Origin of the sequence: Massilia sp. LXY-6, from assembly GCF_051233485.1 — a bacterium.
Lineage (GTDB): Bacteria > Pseudomonadota > Gammaproteobacteria > Burkholderiales > Burkholderiaceae_D > Telluria.
This window is the reverse complement of record NZ_JBKFGF010000005.1, coordinates 91147-116532: the sequence shown is the minus strand read 5'-3', so window position 1 is coordinate 116532 and position 25386 is coordinate 91147. Positions and strand designations below refer to the sequence as shown.

Annotated in this window: 18 protein-coding genes; 11 read left to right on the top strand and 7 right to left on the bottom strand. The window is 66.2% G+C overall.

What is annotated here, in order from left to right; all coding sequences use genetic code 11:
• Positions 1 to 151: 151 nt before the first annotated feature.
• The 5 genes from ACI48D_RS03025 to ACI48D_RS03005 form a co-directional block, all read right to left on the bottom strand.
• On the bottom strand, positions 152 to 3925 hold the full coding sequence (locus ACI48D_RS03025) for a tubulin-like doman-containing protein (protein WP_435569731.1): 3774 nt from the start codon (positions 3923 to 3925) through the stop codon (positions 152 to 154).
• Between the two features lie 13 nt (positions 3926 to 3938).
• The gene (locus tag ACI48D_RS03020) at positions 3939 to 4412 is read right to left on the bottom strand and encodes a hypothetical protein (RefSeq protein WP_435569730.1); all 474 of its coding nucleotides are present in this window, start codon (positions 4410 to 4412) and stop codon (positions 3939 to 3941) included.
• A 31-nt stretch (positions 4413 to 4443) separates the two neighbouring features.
• Positions 4444 to 5964, bottom strand: coding sequence for a hypothetical protein (locus ACI48D_RS03015; RefSeq protein WP_435569729.1), 1521 nt, complete (start codon positions 5962 to 5964; stop codon positions 4444 to 4446).
• Positions 5961 to 7448 carry a hypothetical protein gene (locus ACI48D_RS03010; protein WP_435569728.1) on the bottom strand — a complete coding sequence of 496 codons (1488 nt, stop codon included), beginning with the start codon at positions 7446 to 7448 and terminating at the stop codon, positions 5961 to 5963. The genes ACI48D_RS03015 and ACI48D_RS03010 overlap by 4 nt, the downstream gene beginning before the upstream one ends.
• A gap of 137 nt (positions 7449 to 7585) precedes the next feature.
• On the bottom strand, positions 7586 to 8092 hold the full coding sequence (locus tag ACI48D_RS03005; RefSeq protein WP_435569727.1) for a DUF3828 domain-containing protein: 507 nt from the start codon (positions 8090 to 8092) through the stop codon (positions 7586 to 7588).
• 169 nt (positions 8093 to 8261) lie between these two features.
• Here ACI48D_RS03005 and ACI48D_RS03000 point away from each other — a divergent pair, with 169 nt between their 5' ends.
• The 10 genes from ACI48D_RS03000 (at position 8262) to ACI48D_RS02955 (ending at position 21816) form a co-directional block, all read left to right on the top strand.
• Entirely contained in the window at positions 8262 to 9323 is a 1062-nt protein-coding gene (locus tag ACI48D_RS03000; RefSeq protein ID WP_435569726.1) for a hypothetical protein, read from the top strand.
• 30 nt (positions 9324 to 9353) lie between these two features.
• Positions 9354 to 10193: a phytanoyl-CoA dioxygenase family protein gene (locus ACI48D_RS02995; protein ID WP_435569725.1), complete on the top strand. Its 840-nt coding sequence runs from the start codon at positions 9354 to 9356 to the stop codon at positions 10191 to 10193.
• Between the two features lie 270 nt (positions 10194 to 10463).
• Positions 10464 to 11555 carry a S41 family peptidase gene (locus ACI48D_RS02990; RefSeq protein ID WP_435569724.1) on the top strand — a complete coding sequence of 364 codons (1092 nt, stop codon included), beginning with the start codon at positions 10464 to 10466 and terminating at the stop codon, positions 11553 to 11555.
• A 373-nt stretch (positions 11556 to 11928) separates the two neighbouring features.
• Positions 11929 to 13155 carry a lysophospholipid transporter LplT gene (gene lplT / locus ACI48D_RS02985; protein WP_435569723.1) on the top strand — a complete coding sequence of 409 codons (1227 nt, stop codon included), beginning with the start codon at positions 11929 to 11931 and terminating at the stop codon, positions 13153 to 13155.
• An 83-nt stretch (positions 13156 to 13238) separates the two neighbouring features.
• Positions 13239 to 13409 carry a hypothetical protein gene (locus tag ACI48D_RS02980; RefSeq protein ID WP_435569722.1) on the top strand — a complete coding sequence of 57 codons (171 nt, stop codon included), beginning with the start codon at positions 13239 to 13241 and terminating at the stop codon, positions 13407 to 13409.
• A 168-nt stretch (positions 13410 to 13577) separates the two neighbouring features.
• Positions 13578 to 15917: a M1 family metallopeptidase gene (locus ACI48D_RS02975; protein WP_435569721.1), complete on the top strand. Its 2340-nt coding sequence runs from the start codon at positions 13578 to 13580 to the stop codon at positions 15915 to 15917.
• 118 nt (positions 15918 to 16035) lie between these two features.
• On the top strand, positions 16036 to 18471 hold the full coding sequence (locus ACI48D_RS02970) for a M1 family metallopeptidase (protein WP_435569720.1): 2436 nt from the start codon (positions 16036 to 16038) through the stop codon (positions 18469 to 18471).
• Entirely contained in the window at positions 18468 to 18983 is a 516-nt protein-coding gene (locus ACI48D_RS02965; RefSeq protein ID WP_435569719.1) for a DUF6702 family protein, read from the top strand. The genes ACI48D_RS02970 and ACI48D_RS02965 overlap by 4 nt, the downstream gene beginning before the upstream one ends.
• Before the next feature lie 7 nt (positions 18984 to 18990).
• Positions 18991 to 21018 carry a TonB-dependent receptor gene (locus ACI48D_RS02960; RefSeq protein WP_435569718.1) on the top strand — a complete coding sequence of 676 codons (2028 nt, stop codon included), beginning with the start codon at positions 18991 to 18993 and terminating at the stop codon, positions 21016 to 21018.
• Between the two features lie 45 nt (positions 21019 to 21063).
• Positions 21064 to 21816: a 2OG-Fe dioxygenase family protein gene (locus ACI48D_RS02955; RefSeq protein ID WP_435569717.1), complete on the top strand. Its 753-nt coding sequence runs from the start codon at positions 21064 to 21066 to the stop codon at positions 21814 to 21816.
• 174 nt (positions 21817 to 21990) lie between these two features.
• Here the strand turns inward: ACI48D_RS02955 and ACI48D_RS02950 are convergent, their stop codons facing one another.
• Together ACI48D_RS02950 and ACI48D_RS02945 are read right to left on the bottom strand one after the other, a co-directional pair.
• Entirely contained in the window at positions 21991 to 23238 is a 1248-nt protein-coding gene (locus ACI48D_RS02950) for a DUF1501 domain-containing protein (protein ID WP_435569716.1), read from the bottom strand.
• A 10-nt stretch (positions 23239 to 23248) separates the two neighbouring features.
• Positions 23249 to 24847 (bottom strand): DUF1800 domain-containing protein, encoded by a 1599-nt coding sequence (locus ACI48D_RS02945; protein WP_435569715.1) that lies wholly within the window; start codon positions 24845 to 24847, stop codon positions 23249 to 23251.
• 183 nt (positions 24848 to 25030) lie between these two features.
• Between ACI48D_RS02945 and ACI48D_RS02940 the strand changes: the two genes are divergently transcribed.
• Complete coding sequence (locus ACI48D_RS02940; RefSeq protein ID WP_435569714.1) at positions 25031 to 25381, top strand: DUF3147 family protein; 351 nt, start codon at positions 25031 to 25033, stop codon at positions 25379 to 25381.
• Positions 25382 to 25386: the final 5 nt, after the last annotated feature.

Below are 25386 nucleotides of genomic sequence, written 5' to 3'. Positions count from 1 at the left end.
TGGCCGGCGCGAGCGTCGCGGGCGCACCGCGCGCACCGGCGCGCGCCTGGGCCGTCCCGCACCAGGGACAGAAGTTCACGGGCCGCGGCGTGGGGCGCCCGCAAGCGTCGTTGATGCAGCGGTAGATTGCTTCGTCGGCCACGGCGCTCCCTTATTCCGGATCCGGAATCCCGTCGTCGGGATCAGGGATCGTGGCGCCAGGACCGGCCCCCAGTTCCGGGATCTCGCCGACCGTCTTCCACTTGTCCAGGCGCGGGTTCCACTGCATGTTCCAGATGCGCGTGGCGTGGTCGATGTCGCCGCGCGCCAGCAGCTGCGCGACCTCCTCCAGCGCATACGGGCCGCGCTGGGCGCCGTTCACGAACAGCTTGAAGCGCGGCGCCAGCGGGGTCGCGCCGACCACGAAAGCGGCCGGCCCGAGCCCGGCGGGCTGCACGCCGTCCGCCGCGGGCGCCGCCGGCATCGACGGGCTGACGATGGTGGCGGCCGGGGCGGCCGAAGCGGCATGCGGCGCGGCCGCGGACAGGCCGGATGCGGACGGCGCCGCCGAACCGGATGTGCGCCGCTCCAGCGCCTGCAGCGCCCGCGCCTCGCTGGCCAGGAACTCGGACCGGATCACGCGCTTGTCGACCGGACGCTCGACCTCCCACTGGTAGGCGTCGCTGGCGGAATCCGGCACCGTCTCGGACCACAGGTCGAGCTGGGCCAGGGCCGCCTCGACCTGGGCCGGCGACAGCTCGGGATGCAGCGTCGCGGCGCGCCGCATCCACTGGTCGTACAGGCGCCGCGCCGTGATGGTGGGCAGCGAGGGCGACGGCAGCTGGGCGCCGGTCTCGTCGACTTCCAGCTTGGGCTCGTAGACGCGCAGCTGGTAGTGGCGCATCAGGGCCGCCAGCAGCGCCAGCCGGTACGGTCCCATCTGGCCCAGGCGCTGGCGCACCGCGGCGATCACCTGTTCGCGGTAATAGGGTGGCAGGCCGTTCGAGCGGACCGCGTACTCGTTGCCGATCTGCAGCCATTCGCCCGAGCCAGGTTCGACCTCGAACAGGTACTGGCCGCGCGGCTGGAAGGCCGCCTCGCGGTCGCCCGCATCCTGCTTGCGGCGGATCACGCCGAGCGCGACCGCCTGCAGGAACCATTCGTAGTCGTCGGCCAGCCGGTTCAGCTCGTCCATCGAGGGCGAGATCGGATGGCGAAAGCGCGTCGAATCGAAGTGCAGGTGGGTCGGGATCTTCGGGTTCTCGATCTGGTAGGAGGCGCGCCAGGTCGGCAGGCCGCGCAGCACCGTCATCGGATAGCCGGACAGCTCGATGTAGCACACCGCCCTGCCCGAGACGCCCGTGTTGACGATGGCGACCGCATCGCCGTGGAACAGGCCGGCCGGCACGGCGGCGCGGATCTCGGGTTCCAGCTTGCGCCAGGCGGCGGGGTCGCCGACGCCGATGAAGCACTTGAACTGGTCGGCGCTGGGCGTGAACTCGGCCGAGAAGCGCGCATTAATCCAGGGCATGGCGCTCCTGATCCATTCGCTGAACACGCGGTGGCGCTCTTGCGGCGACATCGCGCCCAGGCGTTCCAGCAGCGGATCGGTCGCCTCGGCCGGTTCCTGGCCCTGCGCCTGCATGCTGGTGAGCTGGGTCTGCGCGCGGCGGAACAGTTTCAGCAGCAGGTCGGTGCGCAGGCGCTCGTCGCCCAGTTGCGGGAACAGCCTGGCCGAGCCGCCGAATTCGCGCAGCACTTCCTCGGCCCAGCCGCCGACGTCGCTGGTGAGGCGGACCGGTTCCGGCAGCAGGTCGCCGGCCAGCTTGATGTAGGTGGCGTGGTCAATGCGGGCATCGTCGCGCAGCTGGCCGATGCGCTGGTCGCAGGCCGCCAGCATCGCCTCTACCTCCCGCCGTCCTTCCTGGAATTCGCCGGCGATGCCGCTCCACTGGGCCTGGCCGTACTCGTCGGTACCCTGCGGATTGCCGAGCCAGGCCGACATGCTGTTCATGACATCGATTGCCTGCCCGGAGGCGACCGCCAGCAGGTGGAAGCGCAGGTAGTCGGCGATGTCGCGTTTCAGATGGTTCATCACCTCGCGCGCCTGGGCGTCCTTGCCGAACAGGCGGGCGGCCGCCTGCGACAGGTTGTTCAGCGATTCCTCGACCTGGCGCGTGCGCAGGGCATCGCGGATGTCGCGGTAGCGCTTGCCGTTGCGCTGGGCATTGGCGAGATCGCGCTGGGCCAGGCGCGCCTTGACCTGCTCCAGCAGCGACAGTACGAATTCGAGGCCGCCCTGCTTGCGGTCGTCGAGCAGCATGTAGAGGCGGCCGCGCACGTTCAGGCGCAGGTTCGCCAGCAGTTCTCCGGTATGGCGTTTGATGCGGTCTTCACTGGTCTCGGCGGTGGCGCCGGCTTCCCGGATGGCGTCGCGCTCCAGGTGGGGCAGCAGCTCGACCACCTTCTCGCGCCACAGCTTCAGGTCGTAGGACGCCATGATGCGGTCGATCTCGACCTGCACCTTGCTCTCGACCCGTTCGAGCAGCGAGCGCTGGTCCTTGTCCATCAGGAACATGTCGGTCAGCGCGTATTCCTGGAAAGGGGTCACATCGACGGTGCCCTTGCGGAAGTCCGGAAACTCGGAAAACGGATGCTCGCCCATGCCCATCTGCTCGCGCATGAAGCTGTCGCGCTCGGCATCGCCGGCGCGGCGGGCGGCGCCGCCGTCGGTGCCGGCCATGCCGAAGAAGGCCTTGACCATCAGCGCCGCCAGCTCGTAGGCGCGGATGTCGTCGCGCAGGCTCTGCTGGGTATCGAGCACCGCGTTGCCGAAGGCCGAATACACCTTCGAATACGACAGGCGCATGTCGCCGAAGCGCTGCTCCGGCACGCGCGGGTTGTAGGGCCCGAGCTTGTGCTGCTGCTGGTTGACCGCCACCGAACGCTTGCGGTTGGCGAAATCGGCCGAGGCGAAATCCTCGAACAGGGTGTCGGCCACCATCTGGTAGACGTCCTTCACGTCCTGGGTCGCCTTGTTGGCCAGGTTGGCGGTGTCGACGAAGTAGACGTCGTCGAAGGGCGCGCCGCGCCCGACCACGCTGTCCGGATCCATCCACTGCACGCGCGCGTTCATGTCGCGCATGGTGGTCTCGAGCTCCATCAGGGTCGCGTAGGCGTTGGCCTCGGTGCGCTCCTTGTTGGCCTTCGCATAGCCCGAAGGCAGGAACATCACCAGGTCGACCTGGCTGTCCGACACTTCCTGGCGCGCGATCGCCTTGGCGATCCAGCCCAGGTCGATGGCGCTGCCGGCCCCGGTGCCGCCGGCGTTCGAGGCGATGACGACGATGCGGAATTTACTGGTGTCGACCTGCAGGCCGAGGCGCTGGTAATTCTCCTTGCGCTCGATGCCGGCATTACTGCTCAGGAAGTTCAGCGCGCCCTTGATGCGTCCGCGCAGCTTCGGATATTTGTCGAACAAATACAGCCGCGCCAGCGCGCGGATCTGGCCGGCCCCCTTGGACGGATCGATGCCGAGCGAGCGCAGTTTCTTCGGCCGCAGCGGCATCCACTGTTCTATCAACGGAAACCGCGCCAGGCTGTCGTCGGACTCGTGGTACTGCGGCAGGTCGAGCGGCTCGACCAGGCGTTCTTCGTCGCTCAGCTTGACCAGCTCGAACCACGGGTCGGTGCGCTGCGACTTGCCTTCGTCGATGATGGCTTGGTTGTCGAGGTCGAAGTGCAGGAAGCGCGCCACCGGGAAGTCGGCGATCGACTCGACCCGGGTCGGGTGCTGGCGGTTCCAGACCGCCGCCAGGATGCGCCGGCGGATCCGCATCATGACTTCCATGCCGGTGCCGCCGGCGCCGATGAACAGCGTCGGACGGAGGTCGACCTTGAGCTCGGTTTTTTTATTCAGGGCCGAGGGATCGGGAAAATCTGCCATGTCTCTATTCCTTTCAGCGGCGGCCAATGAAAAGTCCCGCGATCAGGCCGACCACGCCGATTACGACCAGCGGCCCGGTGATTGCCAGGGTCAGGTATTTGCTGGCGTTGATGATCGCCAGCACCGCCGCGAAGGACAGGAAGGCCAGCCCCACGAACATCAGCCAGCCCGCGCTGCCGGCCGAGGACGGCGCCACCCGCTTGACCACCAGGTGGTGCACGTAGGCGTTACGCACGAAGAAGTAAATCACCAGCAGCACCACGAACACCGCGCCGCCGATCGCCAGGTCGCGCGCCGAGGTGTCGCGCAGCGGTGCGGCGCTGGTGTTGGTGGCGCCACCCGGCGCGATCTCGACCGGCTGGTTGGCGGTGTCCGGCGCCGTCTTCGGCAGCGAGTCCTGGGGCGTGGTCGGCGTGGTCGTGGTGGGCTGGCCCGGCAGCTTGAAGCCGGGGTCGGTCGATGTCGGGGGTTTTTTTTGATCTTGCATGGGGTCCTCTTGGGTCTTTTTTATAGGTATTTCAAGGCCCCAGCCTGACCTGGGCGCCTTCGCGCAGGTCGATCAGCTGGTGGCCGAACAGCGTCGTCTTCAGGCGGGCCACCTGGTTGCCCGCCTTGTCGTAGATCGGTTGGGTGGCGCCGGGACGCGTGTGCACGGTGCGCAGCTCGTCCTCCACCGTCAGCTGCACCCGGCGCGGGCGCCCGTAGGCCCAGGCCGCGCCGCCGACCGCGGCCAGCGCGGCCAGGACGCCGCCGATCAGCGCCAGCAGCGGCCCCGATCCGAAGTGGACCCTCACTTCGAGCGGCAGCACCGCGGTCGAGGCCTGGATCTCGGCGGGCGGCGTGAAGATCTCGGGCAGCGGATCGCCCGGGAACAGCGCCGCCATCCGCTCGCGGAAAGCCTGCGACAGCACCAGCCGCTGGCCGGCCAGGTGCAGCTCGATCTGCCCCGGCAGCACATAGGCCGAGCCGGCGGATTTCAGCGCCGCCATCGACCATTTGCCGGGCAGCTTCGCCACCGGCAGCTGCAGGGTTGACGCCAGCGGTTCCGCCCTGCCCGGCGACAGTTGCTTCACCTCGTGGTGCGCCAGTTCGATCGGACGGTTTTCGCCGGCCAGCATCGAGCGCGCGCTGATGGACGCATCGGCGATGGTGTACGGGTAGATCGTGTTCTCCAGCTGCCACTGGATGCGGGTGCTGGGCGCCGTCGCACCGGGTTCGACGTCGGCGCGCAGGCGGCCACCGGCGTCCATCGCCAGCGACACCCCGGGCGCGCCCTCGACGCGGCGCGGCACCAGGCGCACGGTGTCGCGGTCGAGCGGTTTCAGGCGCGCCGGCGGCTCGGTGATCACGCGCTGCACCCGGCCGGCCGCCAGCAGGGCGTCGAGCGCGCGCGTGCCCTCGCGCCCGGCCGCGAACACGTACACCATCAGGCCGTTCGCGCTGTAGTGCGCGCCCTTGACCGGCATGCGCAGCGGGAAAGCGAGGGCCTTGTCGATCGCCGCGCCGCGGTGGATCAGGGCGTAGAACTCGCGGTTGCGCGCGGCGGTCGCCTGGTCGTTGTTCGGGCTGTTGCGGTTGTTCGTCACCAGCCAGACCAGGCCCGGCTTCCCGCCCAGGACCTGGCTCAGCGCGGCATTCACGGCCTCGCCGAGGTCGGTGTCGGCCAACGCCGCTCCACCCGACTTGCCGGCGCCGGGCTTGCGCGCCATCTGCAGGCCGCCCAATGCCGCCTGCACGTGCGCATGCAGCGTCTTCGCGTCGGCCTGCTCGGACAGCAGCGCGCGCGGCGACGGCGCGCCGGGCAGCGACTGGTTGAAGGCGGCCAGCACCAGCGCATCGCCCGGCTGCACGACGCTGGAGACGAGTTCCGTCACCAGCGGCTTGAAGGCCGAGCCGGGGTCGCTGTAGAAGGGCTCCATCCAGCCGGAGTTCTGCACCAGGACCACCTGCGGAATCGCGAACGCCGGCGCGGCAACGCCGAGCAGGCCCGCCGCCAGCAACGCCAATCGTGTGGCAAGTGAAGCGAGCGCGCGCCTCACGACAGCTCTTCCAGATTCCAGCCGCGGATCCGGTTCCAGTCTGGGTGGTGCAGCCACAGGCGGTTGGCGTACACGAAGGGCAGGCACTCGAGCGGACGCGACAGGCGTGCGATCTCGTCGAGGATGACGTTGCGCCGGCCTATCCATTCCACCGTGGTGCGGGCGATCACGCGGTCGGCCAGCGCGTCTTCCGCACGGCCGGTGTATTTGTGGAAGCGCAGCACCAGACCGCTGGGCTGGCTGCGATTGTTGTTGAAGCTGCGCAGCAGCGGCAGCACCAGCGAATCGTCTTCCTGCTGGTCTTCGACGTGCTCCCCCAGCCAGGGTTCGTCGATAACAGGATGGCCGCGCCGGAACAGCAGGTTGGCAAAGCCCAGGCGCGCGCCGTCGATCGGTTCGCGCTGCGGATTCGCGACCCCGAGTTCGAGGAAGCAGTAGGACTGGCCGTCGTGCCCGATCAGCCACATGCGGCCGTCGCGGCTCAGGGTCGGGCCGCCGAACTGCAGGCGCGGCAGCCAGGTGTCGGGCCAGGGCAGGAAGCGCGGCGCCTCGCCCGGACGCCACAGCAGCTGGCCTTCGTCGTGCAGCCAGAACAGCTGGCCGTCGTAGCCGATCGGCCGGCCCCAGCCGGATAGCGGCAGCGCGCCGCAGTCATAGTGCGGACCCGGGGCGAGATCCGCATCCAGCACGGCCAGCGCCAGCATCCCGGCATTCCCGCGCACCAGGCAGGCCAGCTGGCGCCGCATCAGGCCCGGCGCGGCGGCGAGCGGCGCGGCCAGCACCGGTTCGAGGCGGTAGCTTTCGTTGATCGGGTTGATCCACAGGCGGTACAGGCCCTGGGCGGTCGGCACCAGGCCGACTTCGCCGCGGCGCGGCTCCAGTGCCGGCAGCCAGCCGTAGTCGGAGGCGCCGAAGCGCAGGTCGGCCGTGCCCTCTTCCGGCACCAGCACATGCCACAGCGCGCCCAGCGGATCCCAGTACTGCAGCACGCCGCGTCCCGGCGCCAGGGCCAGCAGGCGCTGTTCCGGAAAGCCGTAGCCGGCGGCGGCGAACACGCACTCGGCGTTCGGCGGCGGCGGCATCGCATCGTCGAAGCGGCCGACGCTGGGTACGGCGGGACGCTCTTCCAGGCTGTCGCCAAGCGGCAGCGAGGTGACGGCCAGGCCGTGCGGCACATGGCGCGGCAGCAGCTGGTCGGCATGCGGCCCCCACCAGTCGGGACTTCGCTGCTGGCGTCCCGCCAGGCGGGCCAAAGGGCGTCCGCATTCGGGACAGAAAGCGAAGCCTTCGGGATAGATGGGCGAGTGCCCGCAGCTCGGCAGCGAGGCGCCGAGCAGATGGGCGACATCGGCCATGCGGCCGCGCGCATGGGCGCTCCAGTCGATCCGGCCCAGCCCTTCGCTGGCGGCCAGTTCGAATTGTCCGCGCTCGTCTTCCAGCCAGACGCTGGCCGGAGTTTCCCATCGGTATGACCGACCTTCCATATCCCCCCGCCCTTGGATCGCCAAAAAACGCCACGGCCCGCATCATCATGGGGCCGTTATGCTTTTGGAATCATAGCGCCACCATGGGGGGCACGGCGCGCCGTTCACGAAAGGAGCGCGGGGTGGTGCTTCAGGGATCAAATGCCGGGCTGTTCAGCGGAACTTCTGGACGCATCGACGGCGACGACCTGGCGAATCTTCCAGGCGCCGTTCTCCAGCACCATCGACAGCGCCAATACCTGGCGCGGGCCCCCCTCGTCGCGCGTTTCGCCTGCTCCCTCGCCCGCCGCTGCGCCGAGGGTGACGACGACGTCGGCCGCGCCCGCGCGCTGGCGCATGGTGGCCGCGCGCACGCTGCGCCGCCAAGCCGGCCGGTAGCTGGAAGACTGGGTGAAGTAATCGCTGTGCGGCAGCCGGCCGCCCTGCAGGCGCTCGACCAGGCGCGCCGCCAGCTCCCTGGCCACGTAGCGTGTGAAGGTGTCGTAGCGGTCGCTGAGCGGGTCCTGGTCGGCGCTCAGGGTCTCCAGGTACCAGCCGTAGAACTCGGCCGCCACCAGGTCCGGCGCCCGCGTGCCCGCCCTGGTCTCGACGGCCCGGACAGGCGCCGCGGCGGCGAGCAGCAGCGCGAGCAGTAGCGTGAGCAAGTTAGAGATTGGAAATTTTCTTTTTAGAATCAACATGATAAGCCCTCCACAGCCAAACTGTGCAGCAAAGCCGGCCAGGCGGCCGTGAGCTGCCGCAAGCGCCGGCCCGGGCGTCGAGGCGGCCGGCGCGAGGCTATAATGACGGGTTGCTTCCCATCGTTTTGACGCCATGACCGCCACCGAGCTCCCGCATACGCAGTTATCCGAATCGCTGCCTGCTTCCGCCATCGACGCCGCCACCGCGCACCTGCGCGACGTGCTCGCGATCGCGCTCGAACACGGGCCGGGCCGGCGCGCGCTGGTGGTGTTCGACCGCCGGACGGCCCTGTCGCGCGCGCTGCTCGATGCCTACCGCCGCAACCTGCCGCAGGCCGACTTCATCGACTTCGACGCCGTCACGCCGGATGGCGTGCTGGCGTCCTTCAAGACCTATGCGCCGGGCGACTTGGTGGTGCTGGTGCAGTCGACCAACTTCCGCCTCGACGGCTTCCGCCTGCGCGTGGAACTGTTCAAGCTGGGGCTGAAAGTGGTCGAGCACGTGCACCTGTCGCGCATGCCGGGCGCACAGGGCGGGCATTACATCGAATCGCTGGCCTACGATCCGCAGTACTTCCGCGGCGTCGGCCATGCGCTGAAGCGTCGCATCGACACGGCGAAGCGCGCCGAGGTGCACGGCGGTGGCGATATCCTCGTGTTCGATTCGCCCTTCGAATCGGCCAAGCTGAACGTCGGCGACTACAGCGCGATGAACAACGTCGGCGGCCAGTTCCCGATCGGCGAAGTGTTCACCGAGGCGCGCGACCTGGAAGCGGTGGGCGGCCGTGCCCAGGTCCACGTCTTCGGCGACACCTCCTATCTCGTGAACCGTCCGGACGCGCCCATCACGCTGCTGATCGAGCGCGGCCGCGTGACCGGCACCGAGAACGCGACGCCCGAGTTCCAGCAGGTGCTGGACATCATCCGCCGCGACGAGGGCGAGGTCTGGGTGCGCGAACTGGGCTTCGGCATGAACCGCGCCTTCTCGCGCGAGCGCCGGGTCGACGACATCGGCACCTACGAGCGCATGTGCGGCATCCACCTGTCACTGGGCGCCAAGCACGGCGTGTACGCCAAGCCCGGCTTCAAGCGCAAGGACGCGCGCTACCACATCGACGTGTTCGTGGTGACGGACGCGGTGGTGCTGGACGGCGAGCGGGTGTATGCCGACGGGGCCTGGACGGTGGCGGCGTAAAATACCTCGCTCACTCACCGGAGTTTTAGCATGCTGACCCAGGAACAGCGCGACCAGTACCGGCGCGACGGCTATATCGTCCTCCCGGATTTCAAGGCGCCAGACGAGATTGCGCGCCTGCGCGCACGCGCCGAAGCCATCGTCGACGCCTTCGACCCGGCCGAATCGCGCGCCGTCTTTACCACGCGCGACCAGGAAAACGTCAGCGACGCCTGGTTCCTCGGTTCGGACAACACGGTCCGCTGCTTCTTCGAGGAGGAAGCCTTCGATTCGCACGGCCAGCTCAAGCAGGCCAAGGCCCTGTCGATCAACAAGATCGGCCACGCCATGCACGACCTTGATCCGGTATTCGAGGCTTTTACGCGCGATGCGAAACTGGCGGCGGTGGCGCGCGATCTCGGGCTGGAGCGGCCGCAGGTCTGGCAATCGATGTACATCTTCAAGCAGCCCGGCATCGGCGGCGAAGTGCGCTGGCACCAGGACGCGACCTTCTTCGATTCGACCCCGATCAGCGTGACCACCTTCTGGTTCGCGCTCGAAGACGCGACCGTCGACAACGGCTGCCTGTGGGTTGAGCCGGGCGGCCACCGCGGCCCGCTGCGCGAGCGCTTCCTGCGTGACGGCCAGCGCATCACGATGGAAAAGCTGGACACGACGCCGTGGCCGGATGAGGGCGTCGCCGCGCCGGTGGAATGCAAGGCCGGCAGCCTGGTGTGTTTCCACGGACTGCTGCCGCACTACAGCGCGCCGAACCGTTCAGCGGTGTCACGGCATGCTTTCACCTTGCACGCGACCGACGCGCGCAGCGCCTACTCGCCCCGCAACTGGATTCAGCGCGACGCGAGCTTTGCTGCACGCGGCTTCGACTAGCAATCTCCCACTCCTCGTCTTCTATCCTTGCCGGCTCGCCGGCAAGCTTCGCACGTCGCCTGCAGCAGCTGCCCTTCAGATAAAGCCGCTCGATGAGCTCCTGCCGAAGCCGCTCATCGGGCGCGCACGCTCAATCAGTAGAAAATATTGCTATACCCTAGCAATTGTTGTGCTACTCTTAATCCACTTCGCTGCCTCATTGATGAAGTAATTGTTTCTGATACGTCCACCAAACGTCAACATCCGCGTGCCACATTCAGAGGAAAAACAATGAAAAAGAAATGGATCGTCGTACCGTCCTTGTTGGTGCTGACCGTGATCGGAGCCTTTGTCACCATGCCCCTGTGGAGGCCTTTTTGGGAAGAACACATGCCTCGGCCAAAGGTGGCGGTCGATCGCACGATGCGCCTGGAGGCGATCGATACGCTGGTGGCGAAGCTGAACGATCACTATGTCTTTCCCGTCAAGGCCAAGCAGATCGAAGCGGTCCTGCGCCAGCACCGGCAGGAGGGCAAGTACGATGGGATGACGGACGGCAAACAGCTGGCAAAACAGCTCACGGACGACCTTTACGGCCTAGCCCACGACCGGCATATGGCGGTGAGGTTCAGCCCCGAGCCGGTTCCGCCCGACGATGCCGTCGGGCCTCCCCCGGCGACGCAAGCGGAGTGGGAGCAGCGCACCCCCTTTACCAGGCGCCTGGTCGTGGGCGCTTACCGCCTCTTTGCAAACTTTGGCGTGGAAAAGGTCGAGCGCCTGGGCCCCAACATCGGCTATATGAAGGTTCCCGATTTCCCTCCTTCATTCTTGGTAGCCGAAAAGTACGCCGCGGCGATGGATAAACTCGCCGACACCGACGGCCTCATCCTGGACCTGCGCGACAACCGTGGCGGTGGGCCGGAAACGGTGGCCTTACTGGTCAGCTATTTCGTCGACCAGCGTACCCGCCTCAACGACATTTGGGATCGCGATACCGGCATCAGCACGCAGCACTGGACGGAAGATAAGCTCGGCGGCAAACGCTATGGCGGCAAGAAGCCGGTCCTTATCCTGGCCGGCCCCGGCACGATGTCCGCCGGCGAAGACTTCACTTACACGATGCAGGCACTGAAACGCGCCACGGTGATCGGCGAGCGGACCTGGGGCGGAGCCCACCCCGCGCGTCCCTATCGCCTTGGCGAGCACTTCTTTGCCGTGATACCTAGCCGGCGCAGCATCAGTCCAATTACCCATACCAACTGGGAAGGAGTAGGCGTCAGCCCGGATATCGCAGCGCCGCCGGACAAGGCGCTTGCGGTGGCCAAGGACTTGCTGCAGCGCCGACTTCAGGGAAGCGCCTTGCTTGTCGCCGCGGGACATTGAGGCCGCACCCTCTTGGCGCCGCGGCAAAGGCGCCGATGACGCTACTCACCAAAAACACAGGCCGCTCAGCGACCAGTCAAGGAGGCAGGGCTGGCGCGAGCCGGCCCGGTAGAGGAGGAGCATGCTGGCGGCCATGACCGGCTACCAAGCCGAGGCCACGACGAGTGTGAACGGATCCATTTGCACCTTGACTGCGGAATACCCGCGACCCGGAAAAAGATGCCATACATACATTAAAATTGTAATAATGTAAATGTTACTTATTATTTCAAAAATGCTAAATAGTTTCTTCATGTGTAGTTCATGATTCAAGCGAAATCGACCGCCACAAAGGCTGTGATATAAGGGCTCTCCAACCACCGCGTCCGATTCCATGAAACCCGCCTTCTTCGCCATCGTCGGGGCCCAGTTCTTTTCCTCGCTGGCTGACAGCGCGCTGTTCATCCTTTGCGTCTCGCTGATCACGACGCTGTCGTTTCCTGGGTGGATGACGCCGATGCTGAAAATGGGCTTCGTCCTCTCGTACATTTTGCTGGCGCCGTTTGCCGGCGCCTTCGCCGACATGTTTCCGAAGGGCCGGGTAATGCTGGTGACGAACACGATCAAGATGCTCGGCTGCTCGCTGATCCTGGCCAAGGCCAATCCCCTGCTCGCCTACGGCATCGTCGGCTTCGGCGCCTCGGCCTATTCGCCGGCCAAGTACGGCATCCTGGCCGAAGTCCTGCCGGCCCGGCGCCTGGTGGCGGCGAACGGCTGGATCGAGGGGACCACGGTGGTCTCGATGATCCTCGGCACCATCCTCGGCGGCCTCATTTCCGCCAACGAGCATACGATCGCGTGGCTGCTGCGGGTCGCGCCCGCGCACGGCGGCATCGCCGATACGCCGGTCAGCGCGGCGGTGTCCGTGATCGTGCTGACCTACCTCGTGGCCGGCGTGCTGAACCTGTGCGTCGTAAACGCCGGCAAGCGCTATGCGAAGGCGCACCGCTCCATACCTTCCCTGCTGCTCGAGTTCTACCGCTGCAACTCGACCCTGTGGCGCGACCGTGAAGGCCGGGTGTCGCTCGGCGTGACTTCGCTGTTCTGGGGCGCCGGCATGGTGTTGCAGATCCTGTTGCTGGCCTGGGCCAAGTCGGCCCTTGGCCTGGGCCTGGACAAGGCGGCCGCGCTGCAGGGCGTGTTCGCGCTCGGCGTGGTGATCGGCGCTGCGATCGCCGGCAAGACGGTGCCGTTGGTGCGCTCCATGGCGGTGATGCCGGTCGGAATCGTGCTGGGCATCGGCCTCTGTGCGATGGTGTTCGTGCATACGGTGCAGGTCGCGCTGCCGCTGCTGCTCGGGATCGGCGTGCTGGCCGGCTTGTTCGTGGTACCGATGAACGCCATCCTGCAGCACCGCGGCCACAGCCTGATGAGCGCCGGCCAGTCGATCGCGGTGCAGAATTTCAACGAGAACCTGGCCATCCTGGCGATGACGGCCAGCTATGCGATGGCCTTGCAGGTCAAGCTGGAGATGAACACGATGCTGCTGCTGCTGGGCATCCTGATCGCCATCGCCACGCTGTATCTGCGGACCGTGGCGAATACGGTAAGGCGTGCATAAGGCTTGCCAATAGTTGACACGGATATATTAGATTTGCCTATAATAAATTTCCGTCAACGAAATACAGAGGCAATATGGTTGCCATGTCGCTGGTTATCCAACTGCTGGGCGTGATCCTGCTGGTCATGGGTTTCCGCAGCACCAACCGCAACATGCTGCTGGGCGCCGCCCTGCTGCTGTGGTTCGGCGCCGGTTCCACTGAGTTCGTCCACGGCTTTATCGACGGCTGGAACGCTCCGCGGGCAGCTGAGTAGTATCCAAAACGCCACACCCGGGCGTTTTGATGCCTTGTAACAAGCTTGTTACAAATCAAGCGAACCATTGTTTTAGAGGTAAGACTAGAATATTTTCTTCTTTTCAACCTCTATTGCAGGGTAAATATGATACGTTTGCCGATCAGCTTGGCGGCTCTATGCCTCACCATGTCCGCAATCGCCGCTGAACCTTTCGACGACAAGTTCCGCCAGCTCGACGAACTGCTTCCCACCCCGACCACGATCCGCACCGCATCCGGTGCCCCGGGCCACGCCTACTGGCAGCAACGCGCCGACTATTCGATCCGCGCGACGCTGGACGAGGCCAAGCGTGCGATCACCGGTGCTGAAACGGTCACGTATCACAACAATTCCCCCGACACGCTGAGCTACCTGTGGGTCCAGCTCGACCAGAACATCTACAAGCCGAACTCGGATGCGCGCACCGGCGCCACGATCCGTTCGCGCGAGGCCTGGGACAAGCCGCGCGGCCCGGACGACGGCATGAAGTTCGACGCGATGCAGTCGCTGATGACCGCCCGCAGCTTCGACGGCGGCTTCAACATCAAGTCGGTGAAGGATGCCGGCGGCGCCCCGCTGCATTACGTCATCAACCGCACGATGATGCGCATCGACTTGCCGCAGCCGCTCAAGCCGGGCGCGAAGCTCGCGTTCTCGGTCGAGTGGAGCTATAACATCAACGAGCAGAAGGTGCTCGGCGGCCGCTCCGGCTACGAGAAGTTCGACGAGGACAAGAACGACCTGTTCGAGATCGCCCAGTGGTTCCCGCGCATGGCCGCCTACTACGACGTGACCGGCTGGCAGCACAAGCAGTTCCTCGGCACCGGCGAATTCACGCTGGAATTCGGCGACTACGACGTGTCCGTCACGGTCCCGGCCGACCACATCGTGGCATCCACCGGCGAGCTGCAGAACCCGGGCGAGGTCCTGAGCGCGACCCAGCGCCAGCGCCTGGAGCAGGCGCGCACGGCCAAGCAGCCGGTCGTGATCGTGACCCAGCTCGAGGCGGAAGCGAAGGAAAAGACCCGCGCCACCACGATGAAAACCTGGCGCTTCAAGGCGAAGAACGTGCGCGACTTCGCCTGGGCCTCGTCCCGCAAGTTCATCTGGGATGCCCAGGGCTTCAAGAAGGATTCGACCAATGTGTTGGCGATGTCCTACTACCCGAAGGAAGGCAACCCGCTGTGGGAGAAGTATTCGACCCAGGCCATCATCCACACCATCGACCAGTACAACAAGTATTCGTTCGACTATCCGTACCCGGTGGCGATCTCGGTGAACGGCCCGGTGGGCGGCATGGAATACCCGATGATCTCGTTTAACGGCCCGCGTCCGACCAAGGACAAGAAGACCGGCGAGATCACGTATTCGAAGCGCACCAAGTACGGCCTGATCGGCGTCGTGATCCACGAGGTCGGCCACAACTACTTCCCGATGATCGTCAACTCGGACGAGCGCCAGTGGACCTGGATGGACGAGGGCCTCAACAGCTTCCTGCAGTACCTGGCCGAGCAGGCCTGGGAAGAGAACTACCCGCAGTCGCGCGGCGAGCCGCGCGCGATCGTGGATTACATGAAGAGCGCCAACCAGCAGCCGATCATGACCAATTCCGAGTCGATCTCGGCGCTCGGCCCGAACGCCTACGCCAAGCCGACCGCCGCCCTGAACGTGCTGCGCGAGACCGTGATGGGCCGCGAGCTGTTCGACTTCGCCTTCCGCGAATACGCGCGCCGCTGGAAGTTCAAGCGTCCGACCCCGTCCGACTTCTTCCGCACCATGGAAGACGCTTCCGGCACGGACCTCGACTGGTTCTGGCGCGGCTGGTTCTACACCACCGACCACGTGGACGTGAGCGTGGACGGCATCAGCGAGTACACCATCGGCACCAAGGATCCGGAAATCGAAAAGGCGTGGAAGAAAGCCCGCCACGATGCCGAGCCGATCTCGATCACCGACCAGCGCAACAAGGGCACGCTGCCGCGCCGCGTCGATGCGCATCCCGAGCTGAAGGACTTCTACAACGAGCATGACGATTTCACGGTCACCAACAAGGACCGCAACAAGTACAACGAGGCGATCGAAGGCCTGGAAGACTGGGAAAAGGCGCTGCTCAAGGAAGGCAAGCACCTGTACCTGGTCGACTTTACCAATAAGGGCGGCCTGGTGACGCCGCTGATCCTGGAAATCACGCTGGCTTCCGGCAAGAAGTACGTCGAGCGCGTGCCGGCCGAAGTGTGGCGTTACTCGCCGAAGAAGATCACGAAGCTGATCATCACCGATGAACCGATGACCAGCCTGGTGCAGGACCCGTACTGGGAAACCGCCGACACCGACCAGAGCGACAACGCCTGGCCGCGCAAGGCAAGCCCGTCGCGCCTGGAGCTGTTCAAGTCGCAGCGCGGTGGCGACGACCTGATGCGCGACTATAACGAGAAGCTGAAGACCAAGGACGCCAAGCCGGAAGTACAAGCCGCCGAAGGCAAGTAATACCGTAGGGTGGGCACACCGTGCCCACGCGTGACGTCAGCGAATTGCAAACGTCACGTGTGGAAACGTGGTGCCCATCGTGCATTTTGGACCACACAAACATACATATAACCGAGACATGAAACGCCTGCCCGCCGGCCTCGCCACCCTCGCCCTGATCGCCGCCATCACCGGCTCCGCCTTCGCCGCGGAACCGTTCGACGACAAGTTCCGCCAGCTCGACGAACTGCTGCCCACGCCCACCGACACCCGCACCGCCTCGGGCGCGCCGGGTCACGCCTACTGGCAGCAGCGCGCCGACTACAAGATCCGCGCGACGCTGGACGAAGCCGCGCGCGCCATCACCGGCAGCGAGACCGTCACCTACCACAACAACTCGCCGGACACGCTGAACTACCTGTGGGTGCAGCTCGACCAGAACATGTTCCGCGCCGACTCGGACAATCGCAACATCTCGAGCTACCCGTCGCGCGAGGCATGGCGCACCGCCGGCGCCGGCGGTCAGACCGGTCTGCAGTACGAGGCGGCCCGCTTCCTGGTCGAGAGCCGCAGGTTCGACGGCGGCTTCAAGGTCGCCAGCGTAACGGGCACGGATAGCAAGCCGCTGCGCTACGTGATCAACAAGACCATGATGCGCATCGACCTCGACCAGCCGCTCAAGCCGGGCTCGCGCGTCTCGTTCAACATGGCCTGGTCCTTCAAGGTGCCGGAGACGAACGTGCTGGGGCGCAGGATGGGCTTCGAGCGGTTTGACAAGGAAGACAAGAACGACCTGTTCGAGATCGCCCAGTGGTATCCGCGCATGGCCGCCTACTACGATGTCCACGGCTGGCAGAACAAGCAGTACCTGGGCGACGGCGAATTCACGCTGGAGTTCGGCGACTACGACGTCGAGCTCACGGTGCCGTCCGACCACATCGTGGCCGCCACCGGCGAGCTGCAGAACGAAGGCGAGGTGCTGACGAGCGCCCAGCGCGAGCGCCTGAAGCAGGCGCGCACGGCCAGGCAGCCGGTCGTCATCGCCAGCCAGCTTGACGCCGAGGCGCGCGAAAAAGGCCGCGCCACCACCACGAAAACCTGGCGCTTCCGCGCGAAAAACGTGCGCGATTTTGCCTGGGCCACCAGCCGCAAGTTCATCTGGGACGCGCAAGGCTTCAAGAAAGGCGACACCGACGTGCTGGCCATGTCCTTCTACCCGAAGGAAGGCAACCCGCTGTGGGAGAAGTATTCGACCCAGGCCATCATCCACACCATCGACCAGTACAACAAGTACTCGTTCGACTATCCGTACCCGGTGGCGATTTCGGTGAACGGCCCGGTGGGCGGCATGGAATACCCGATGATCTCGTTCAACGGCGGCCGCCCGACCAAGGACAAGAAGACCGGCGAGCTGACGTATTCGCGCAGCACCAAGTATGGCCTGATCAGCGTGATCATCCACGAGGTCGGCCACAACTACTTCCCGATGATCGTCAACTCGGACGAGCGCCAGTGGACCTGGATGGACGAAGGCATCAACTCCTTCATGCAGTTCCTCGCCGAGACCGCATGGGAAGACGACTATCCGGCCCGCCGCGGCGAGGCGCGCAATATCGTCGACTACATGAAGAGCCGCAACCAGCAGCCGATCATGACCAACTCCGAGTCGATCACGAATCGCGGCAGCAACGCCTATGCCAAGCCGGCCACCGCGCTGAACGTGCTGCGCGAGACGGTGCTGGGCCGCGAGCTATTCGACTTCGCCTTCCGCACCTATGCCGAACGCTGGAAGTTCAAGCGTCCCACCCCGGCCGACTTCTTCCGCACCATGGAAGACGCCTCGGGCACGGACCTCGACTGGTTCTGGCGCGGCTGGTTCTACACCACCGACGCGGTCGACGTGAGCGTGGACGGCATCAGCGAGTACACGGTCGGTACGAAGGATCCGGAAATCGAGAAGGCCTGGAAGAAGGCCATCAAGGACCAGGAGCCGATCTCGATCACCGACCAGCGCAACCAGGGCACGCTGCCGCGCCGCCTGGACAAGCATCCGGAACTGAAGGATTTCTACAACGAGCACGACGACTTCACGGTCACCAACAAGGATCGCAACCAGTACAATGAGACGGTCGACGGCCTGGAAGACTGGGAAAAGGCGCTGCTGAAGGAAGGCAAGCACCTGTACCTGGTCGACTTCAGCAACAAGGGCGGGCTGGTGACGCCGCTGATCCTGGAGATCACGCTGGCCAGCGGCAAGAAGACCATCGAGCGCGTGCCGGCCGAAGTGTGGCGCTACTCGCCGAAGAAGATCACGAAGCTGATCATCACGGACGAGCCGATGACCAGCCTGGTACAGGACCCGTACTGGGAAACCGCCGACGTCGACCAGAGCGACAACGCCTGGCCGCGCAAGCCGGTACAGTCGCGTCTGGAACTGTTCAAGAGCCAGCGCCCACAGGACGACATGATGAAAGACTACCAAGAAAAACTGAAAGCCAGGGAAGCGAAGCAGGACAGCAAGGAAGCCGTGAAGGATGCCGAGAAGTCGATCGAAGCGGGCAGAAAAGTACAATGAAACCGCGTCGCATGGGCCTGAAACGCCTCCTTACCCGGTGTGTGGGCGCCGCCTTCCTGGCGGGCGTCTGCGCGCTGGCGCCGGCGCACAACTTCCACGCCGGGATCACCGACATCAGCCATAACGAGCGGACCGGCAGCCTTGAAGTCGTGCACACCTACATGGCGCACGACGTCGAGGCTCTGCTGACCAACCTGTACCAGCGCCAGTTCGACCTGTCCGATCCCGACGATCAGGCCGTGTTCCGCAAATACGTCGAGAAGCATTTCTGGCTGGCGGACAAGGACAAGCGCCGCCTGGCGCTGAACTGGGTCGGCATGACGGCCGACGCCCAGAGCGTCGTCATCTTCCAGGAAGTGCTGCAGACGCCGGCCGCCAAAGTCGAGTTCATCCACGACGAGGTCATGACCGACTTCATGCCCGACCAGCTGAATACCGTGAACCTGACGGTGGCCGGAAGTGTGCGCACTTTCGGCTTCAGCAGCAGCCATGCCGAGTTCCCCGTCCACTAGGCTTCGCATGCATCTGCGAGTACTGCCCTGCGCGCTGGCCGCGCTGTTTGCCCACGCCGGCGCCCAGGCCGACGACTTCGTGATCCAGCGCGTGCTGGTCGAGGGCGCGCGCGCCAGCCAGCTCGGCATCGTGGATTCCGCGAACGCCGGCAGCGTCAGCCAGAAGGAACTGGAGATGCGCACCATCTACCGCCCCGGCGAGCTGCTGGAGGCGGCGCCCGGCCTGATCGCCAGCCAGCACAGCGGCGAAGGCAAGGCCAACCAGTTCTACCTGCGCGGCTTCAACCTCGACCACGGCACCGATCTCGCCACGTATGTCGACGACATGCCGGTCAACCAGCGCTCGCATGCCCATGGCCAGGGCTGGACCGACCTGAACTTCCTGATCCCGGAGCTGACCGCCCGCCTCGACTACCGCAAGGGTCCGTACTCGGCGCGCGACGGCGACTTCGCCTCGGCCGGCAGCGCCGCGATCACCTATGCGAACCGCCTGGTGCGGGATGTCGCGACCCTGAGCGTCGGCCAGAACGGCTATGCGCGCACGGCACTGGCGGCCTCGAAGGACGCCGGCGGCGGCACCCTCACCTATGCGCTGGAGCTGCTGCACAACGACGGCCCCTTCGTTCATCCGGACGATTATCAAAAGCTGAATGGCGTGCTGCGCTACAGCCGCGGCTATGCCAACAACGGCTGGAGCGTCACCGCGATGGCCTACCACGGGCGCTGGAATTCCACCGACCAGATTCCCGAGCGCGCTGTCGACGACGGACGCATCGGGCGCTTCGACGCCATCGACGCTACCGACGGCGGCGAGGCGCGGCGCACCAGCCTGTCCGGCGTGTGGCGCCGGACCACGGCCGACTCGGTATCGAAGGTGAACGCCTACCTGATCCGCAACCAGCTGGACCTGTGGTCGAACTTCAGCTACTTCATGACCGACCCGGTGCATGGCGATCAGTTCGCCCAGCCTGACCGCCGCGTCACTGGCGGCGTCAACGCCCTGCACACCTGGCACGCCTGGCACAGCGACACGCTCACCTCGGACCTGAGCGTCGGCCTCCAGGCCCAGAACGACAACATTTTCAACGGCCTGCTGCACACGCAGGCGCGCCAGACGCTGGAGTCGACGCGCCAGGACCACATCGTCGAGACCAGCCGCGCAGCCTGGATCGAGAGCGCGACCCGCTGGGGCGATTCCTTCCGCAGCATCGTCGGCCTGCGCGCCGACGACTACCGTTTCAGGGTCCGCAGCAGCCTGCCTGCCGACTCGGGCAGCACCAGCGACACCCTGCTCAGCCCCTCGCTGAACCTGGTGTTCGGCCCGTGGAAGAGCAGCGAGCTGTACCTGAACTATGGGCAGGGATTCCACAGCAACGATGCGCGCGGCACGGTGTCGCCGCTTGCCGCGGCGCCCGGACTGGTGCGCTCGCGCGGCATGGAGATCGGCCTGCGTACGGAAGCGGTTCCGAAGATGCAAACCGCGCTGTCGCTGTACCGCCTGGATTTCGATTCGGAGCTGCGCTACGTCGGCGACGAAGGCACGACCGAGGCCGGCGCGCCGAGCCGGCGCATCGGCATCGAGTTCTCGAACTATTACAAGCCGGTGAAGTGGCTGTCGATCGACTTCGACGCCGCGTTCGCGCGCGCCCGCACGCGAGACGCCGCGCCGGGCCAGGACCGCATTCCCGGCGCCGTCGAGGGCGTCGGCCAGCTGGCCGTCACCGCCAGCCAGCTCGGCCGGTACGGCGCCTGGGAAGGCGCGCTGCGCCTGCGCTACTTCGGCCCGCGTCCGCTGATCGAGGACAACAGCGTGCGCTCGCACGCCAGCGCCACCCTGAACGGCCGCATCGGCTACCGGGTCGCGAAGGACCTGCGGCTGGAGCTGGAAGGCTTCAACCTGGCGAACAAGCGCGTGTCGAGCATCGATTACTTCTATGCCTCGCAGCTGCGCGGCGAGCCCGAGCCGCGCGAGGACATCCACTTCCATCCGCTCGAATCGCGCTCGTTCAGGCTCACCCTCATCAAGAACTGGTAGGGCCGGCACCCTGCCTGGACGAGCAAAAAGTGCTACGCTAGCAGGATGACTACACCGCAACTACCCTATACCGACCCGTCGCGCATCGTCGATGCGCTGCGCACGGACGGCTATGCCCTGCTGCGTCCGCAAGACGTGGCGGCCCTGGCCGGCTGCTCCCTTGACGAGCTCCAGGCCCTCGCGCCGAGCTGGGACCGGCTGGAACTCGACAACTACCTGAAGGACGGCGGCCGCTACCGGCGGCGCCGCCATTCCTGCTTCGTCGACGACGGCAGCGCGCTGGTCCAGAGCCCGCACCGCGCGCACTGGCAACCGGTCGAGTACAACGCCCTGCACGGCGGCATGCACCGCCTGTTCGTGCCGGTCGAGCCCGCGACCGTCGAACGGCCGGCCTGGACCAGGCTGCTGCGTGCCTTGGGCACGGTGTGTTCGAGCGTGAAGGGTCCACGGCCCTGGTATGTCGAAGCGCACCAGTTCCGCATCGATACCGCCGACGGCATCGGCCGCCCAACCCCGGAAGGCGCGCACCGCGATGGCGTCGACTTCGTGGCCGTGATCCTGATCGGCCGCGAGAACATCAAGGGCGGCGAAACGCGCGTGTTCGAGGCCGACGGACCGAAAGGCCAGCGCTTCACCATGCTCGAACCCTGGACCATGCTGCTGCTCGACGACGCGGCCGTGATCCACGAGTCGACGCCGATCCAGCCGCTGGGAGAACACGGGCATCGGGATACGCTGGTGCTGACCTGGCGCGCGGGCGGGTTCCAGGGCGATGATGCCGAGGTGACGGGCGTTTAGTGCCGGGGAAGGCGGGCAAAAAAAATGCCCGCTACCTTGCGGAGCGGGCGGAATCCAGGTTTCGGAGAAAACTGGAGGAGACGAATCAACTATAGCGCCGATTATGGTGCACCGCAATACGGTAGAACTACGATAGCGCGTTGATCCCGCTCCAGAGTGGGACGGCTCCTACATTCAGGTACGCAGCAAACGGAAGGACGGGTCCTTTTGCGGCATTGCGGGAAAGACCTGGTTCAGTTGCTTATCGGTCAAAAGCAAATGACGTTCAGATATCTGCGCCAGCACCGAACGGAAATCGGTCGTGACCGGTAAATCCCTTCCTTCGTTCAGCGCGGCGTCTTCCAGGCCCTGCCAATCGCCGACAACCCGGCCGCCATCGATCTTCCCGCCCAGTACCCACATCACATTGCCGTGGCCGTGATCGGTACCGCCGGTGCCGTTCTCGCGCGCGGTGCGGCCGAATTCCGACATCACCACCACCACCGTGTCGTCGAACAGGCTGCCGAGGCGCTCGGCCAGCACAGCCAATCCCTGGCCCAGCGGCGCCAGGCGGTTCGCCAGCTGGCCGGTGCCGGCGCCCTGCCCCACGTGGGTATCCCAGCCGCCCAGCGCAACGAAGGCCATCTGGATCTTCGGGTCGTTGCGCATCAGGGTCGCCAGGCGCGCGGCGTCGTCCGGGAAGCCGTTCGGCAGCGGCGCGCCGCGGTCGGCCGCCTGCATTTGCGGGGTCTCGGCGGCGGCCATCATGACTTCGCGGTGCGCCTTGCGGCCGTCCTCGTAGGCGCGGCCGAAACGCGGATGGCCGGCGTACAGCTGGTCGAAGGCGGCGCCGATCGCCGGGCGGTCGAGGATGTCGGCCCTGGTACCGGCAGCCACGTTCGGCAGGTTGACCGCGGCCGCCTGGCCGGCCAGGATGCGCGGCATCACCGGGCCGATGCCCAGCAGGCGGCTCGGCGTGGGAGTCCCCGGCAGGGCGGCGACCAGCCGGTTCATCCAGCCGTCCGGCGTGTTCTTGCGGCCGGGCGTGGCCGATTCCATGTAGTCCTGGGCGTCGAAGTGCGAACGGGTCGCGTCCGGCGAGCCGCTGGCGTGCACGAAGGCCAGCTTCTTCTGCTGCCACAGCGGCTGCAGGCTGGCGAGCGCGGGATGCAGGCCGAAGTAGCCGTCCAGGTTGATCGCCCCGTTCTCCATGCCCGGACTTGCCAGGCCGATGCCGGGACGCAGGCGCAGGTAGTTTTCGTCGCCCACCGGCGCCACCACGTTCAGCCCGTCCACCGCGCCGCGCAGCATGACCACCACCAGCTTCCTGCGGGTCGCATCAGTGCCGGTGCCGGCGCCGGTGACTGCCCAGGCGTGACGGCCCAGCGGCAGCATGATGCCGGCGCCCAGCGCCAGCGTGTTCAGGAAATCCCTGCGTTTCATCGTCGTCTCCTCAATGCTGCATGAAATCGGGGCTGCCGAGCAGCATGGCGGCGCGCAGGCTGTCGGGATGGCGCGCGACCGTGTCGAGGGTCGCCGGCGACAGCGAACCCGCCAGCGTGGCCTGCAGCCCGGCCGGATCGAGCGGCACCGGCGGCTTCGGCGGCGGTGCCGGTGACGGCGAGGACATGAACATGGCGGGCGAGGCGTCGCTGCCGGCCAGGTTCTGTTCGAGCCGAGGCGAGGGCATCGCCGCCGGCGCCGGCGCGGCCGCCAGCGGCAGCCGGCCCTGGGCCAGCGCGGTGGCGAAGGCGATGCGGCGCCCCAGTGCGTCCGGGTTCAGCCAGGCATCCTGGGTATTCTTGTAGCCGTCGGGAGTCTGGCAGCCGTACAGCGGCATGCCGAGCTGGTTCAGGGTGTTCGCCAGCGGTCCCACGTTCACCAGCGGCGTGCTGCTGGCGCGCGCGGCCGACACCACGAACTGGTAGGGCGTTTTGAACTTGGCGCCGGCCGCCGCACTGTCCATGAACTCACTGCTGCTGAACAGGGTCTTGAGGACGGCGCGGATGTCGCCCTGGCTGGCCAGCCAGGTCCGCGACATGCGCTCGACCAGGGCTGGCGGAGGCGCATCGCTGACGAAGTACTGGGCCAGCTGGAAGCTGACGTGGCGCGCCGTCGCCGGGTGCATGGCCAGCACGTCGAGCGCATACTCGCCCTCGGCCTGCCCGCCGGGTGCGATCTCGTGCCCGAGCCAGGTCTTGGCGCCGCGGTCATGGCGCCCGGCGTCGAAGCGGAAGGTTTCGCCGTCGCGCACCAGGCGGCGCGGCTCGAAGGTCCAGCCGGTCAGCATGCGCGCCAGCTCGGTCACGTCGCGCTGGGTGTAGCCGCCGTCCACGCCCAGCGTGTGCAGCTCCATCAGCTCGCGCGCGTAGTTCTCGTTCAGCCCCTGCGCGCGGCCCTTGGCGTTCGGCCGCGGCGTCGAGGACACCACGTTATCGAGATAGAACAGCATCGCCGGATGCTTGGCGGTGGCGCCCAGCAGCGTGCGGAAGGAGCCCAGCGCATTCGGGCGGATGGCGTCGCGCTCGTAGCTGGCGACCAGCGCGCGGTCGATGCCCTTGCCGGCGAAGACGTTGAAATGGTTGTACCAGAAGTCGACCATCACTTCCTCGAGCTGGCGCGGGCTCTCGATCGCGCGCACCAGGCGTGCCTCGGCCTCCTCGCGCGTCGCGCGCCCCTGCTCGATGCGGCGGCGCTGCTTGGCGCCTTCCTCTTCGTTGCGCACTTCCTTGCGCAGTTCGAGGTAGGCGCCCAGGGCCTCGCCGGGGCTGCGCTTGACGGTTTCCAGCGCGTCCAGGCGCGCGCTCAATGCCGGCGGCATCGGGATCGCCTCGGGATGCAGCTGCTCGTCGATGTACTGCAGCACGCCGATGCGCTGGACGCGCTCGACATCGCCCGGCCGCGGACCGAAGGCCAGGCGGTTCAGTACATGCACCGCCTGCTGGCCGGGCGCCAGCGGCGCCGCATGGAGGGCGGGCGCCAACACGAGGGAGGCGGCGAGGATGGCGAGCGGCACTCGGCTGAACATCGGGCTGAACATCGAGCTGGTCATGGCTGGACACTCCGGTGGTTTTATCGAACATATAAAGCGCTGTTACACAGTCTAGTAAGGGATGCCTCTTTGCAAAAGTAAGGATTTGTAACTGTGATACTCGTACATACGTAGCGGAGCCTGGCCCGCTCCCTTTGCTACACTGTCCGGGTTTCGTCCTGTCCACCCAACCCTGTTCCGTTCATGCTCTGGATCCTTACCAAATACCTGGTCACCGCCCTCGTCGTCGTACTGGTGTCGGAAGCCGCCGCGCGTAGCGATCGTCTCGGCGGCCTGATCGGCGCGTTGCCGATGATTACCATTCTGACCCTGATCTGGCTGCACCTGGAAAAGCAGCCCTCTGCCAAGATCGCCAACCACGCCTGGTACACGCTCTGGTACGTGCTGCCCACGCTGCCGATGTTCGCCGCCTTCCCCTTCCTGATGGAGCGCTTCGGCTTCTGGCCCGCGCTGGGTGCCGGCGTGCTGATCACCCTGTGCAGCTTCGGTCTGTTCGCCCTGCTGATGAAACGCTTCGGCATTGTCCTTCTCTGAGCCGC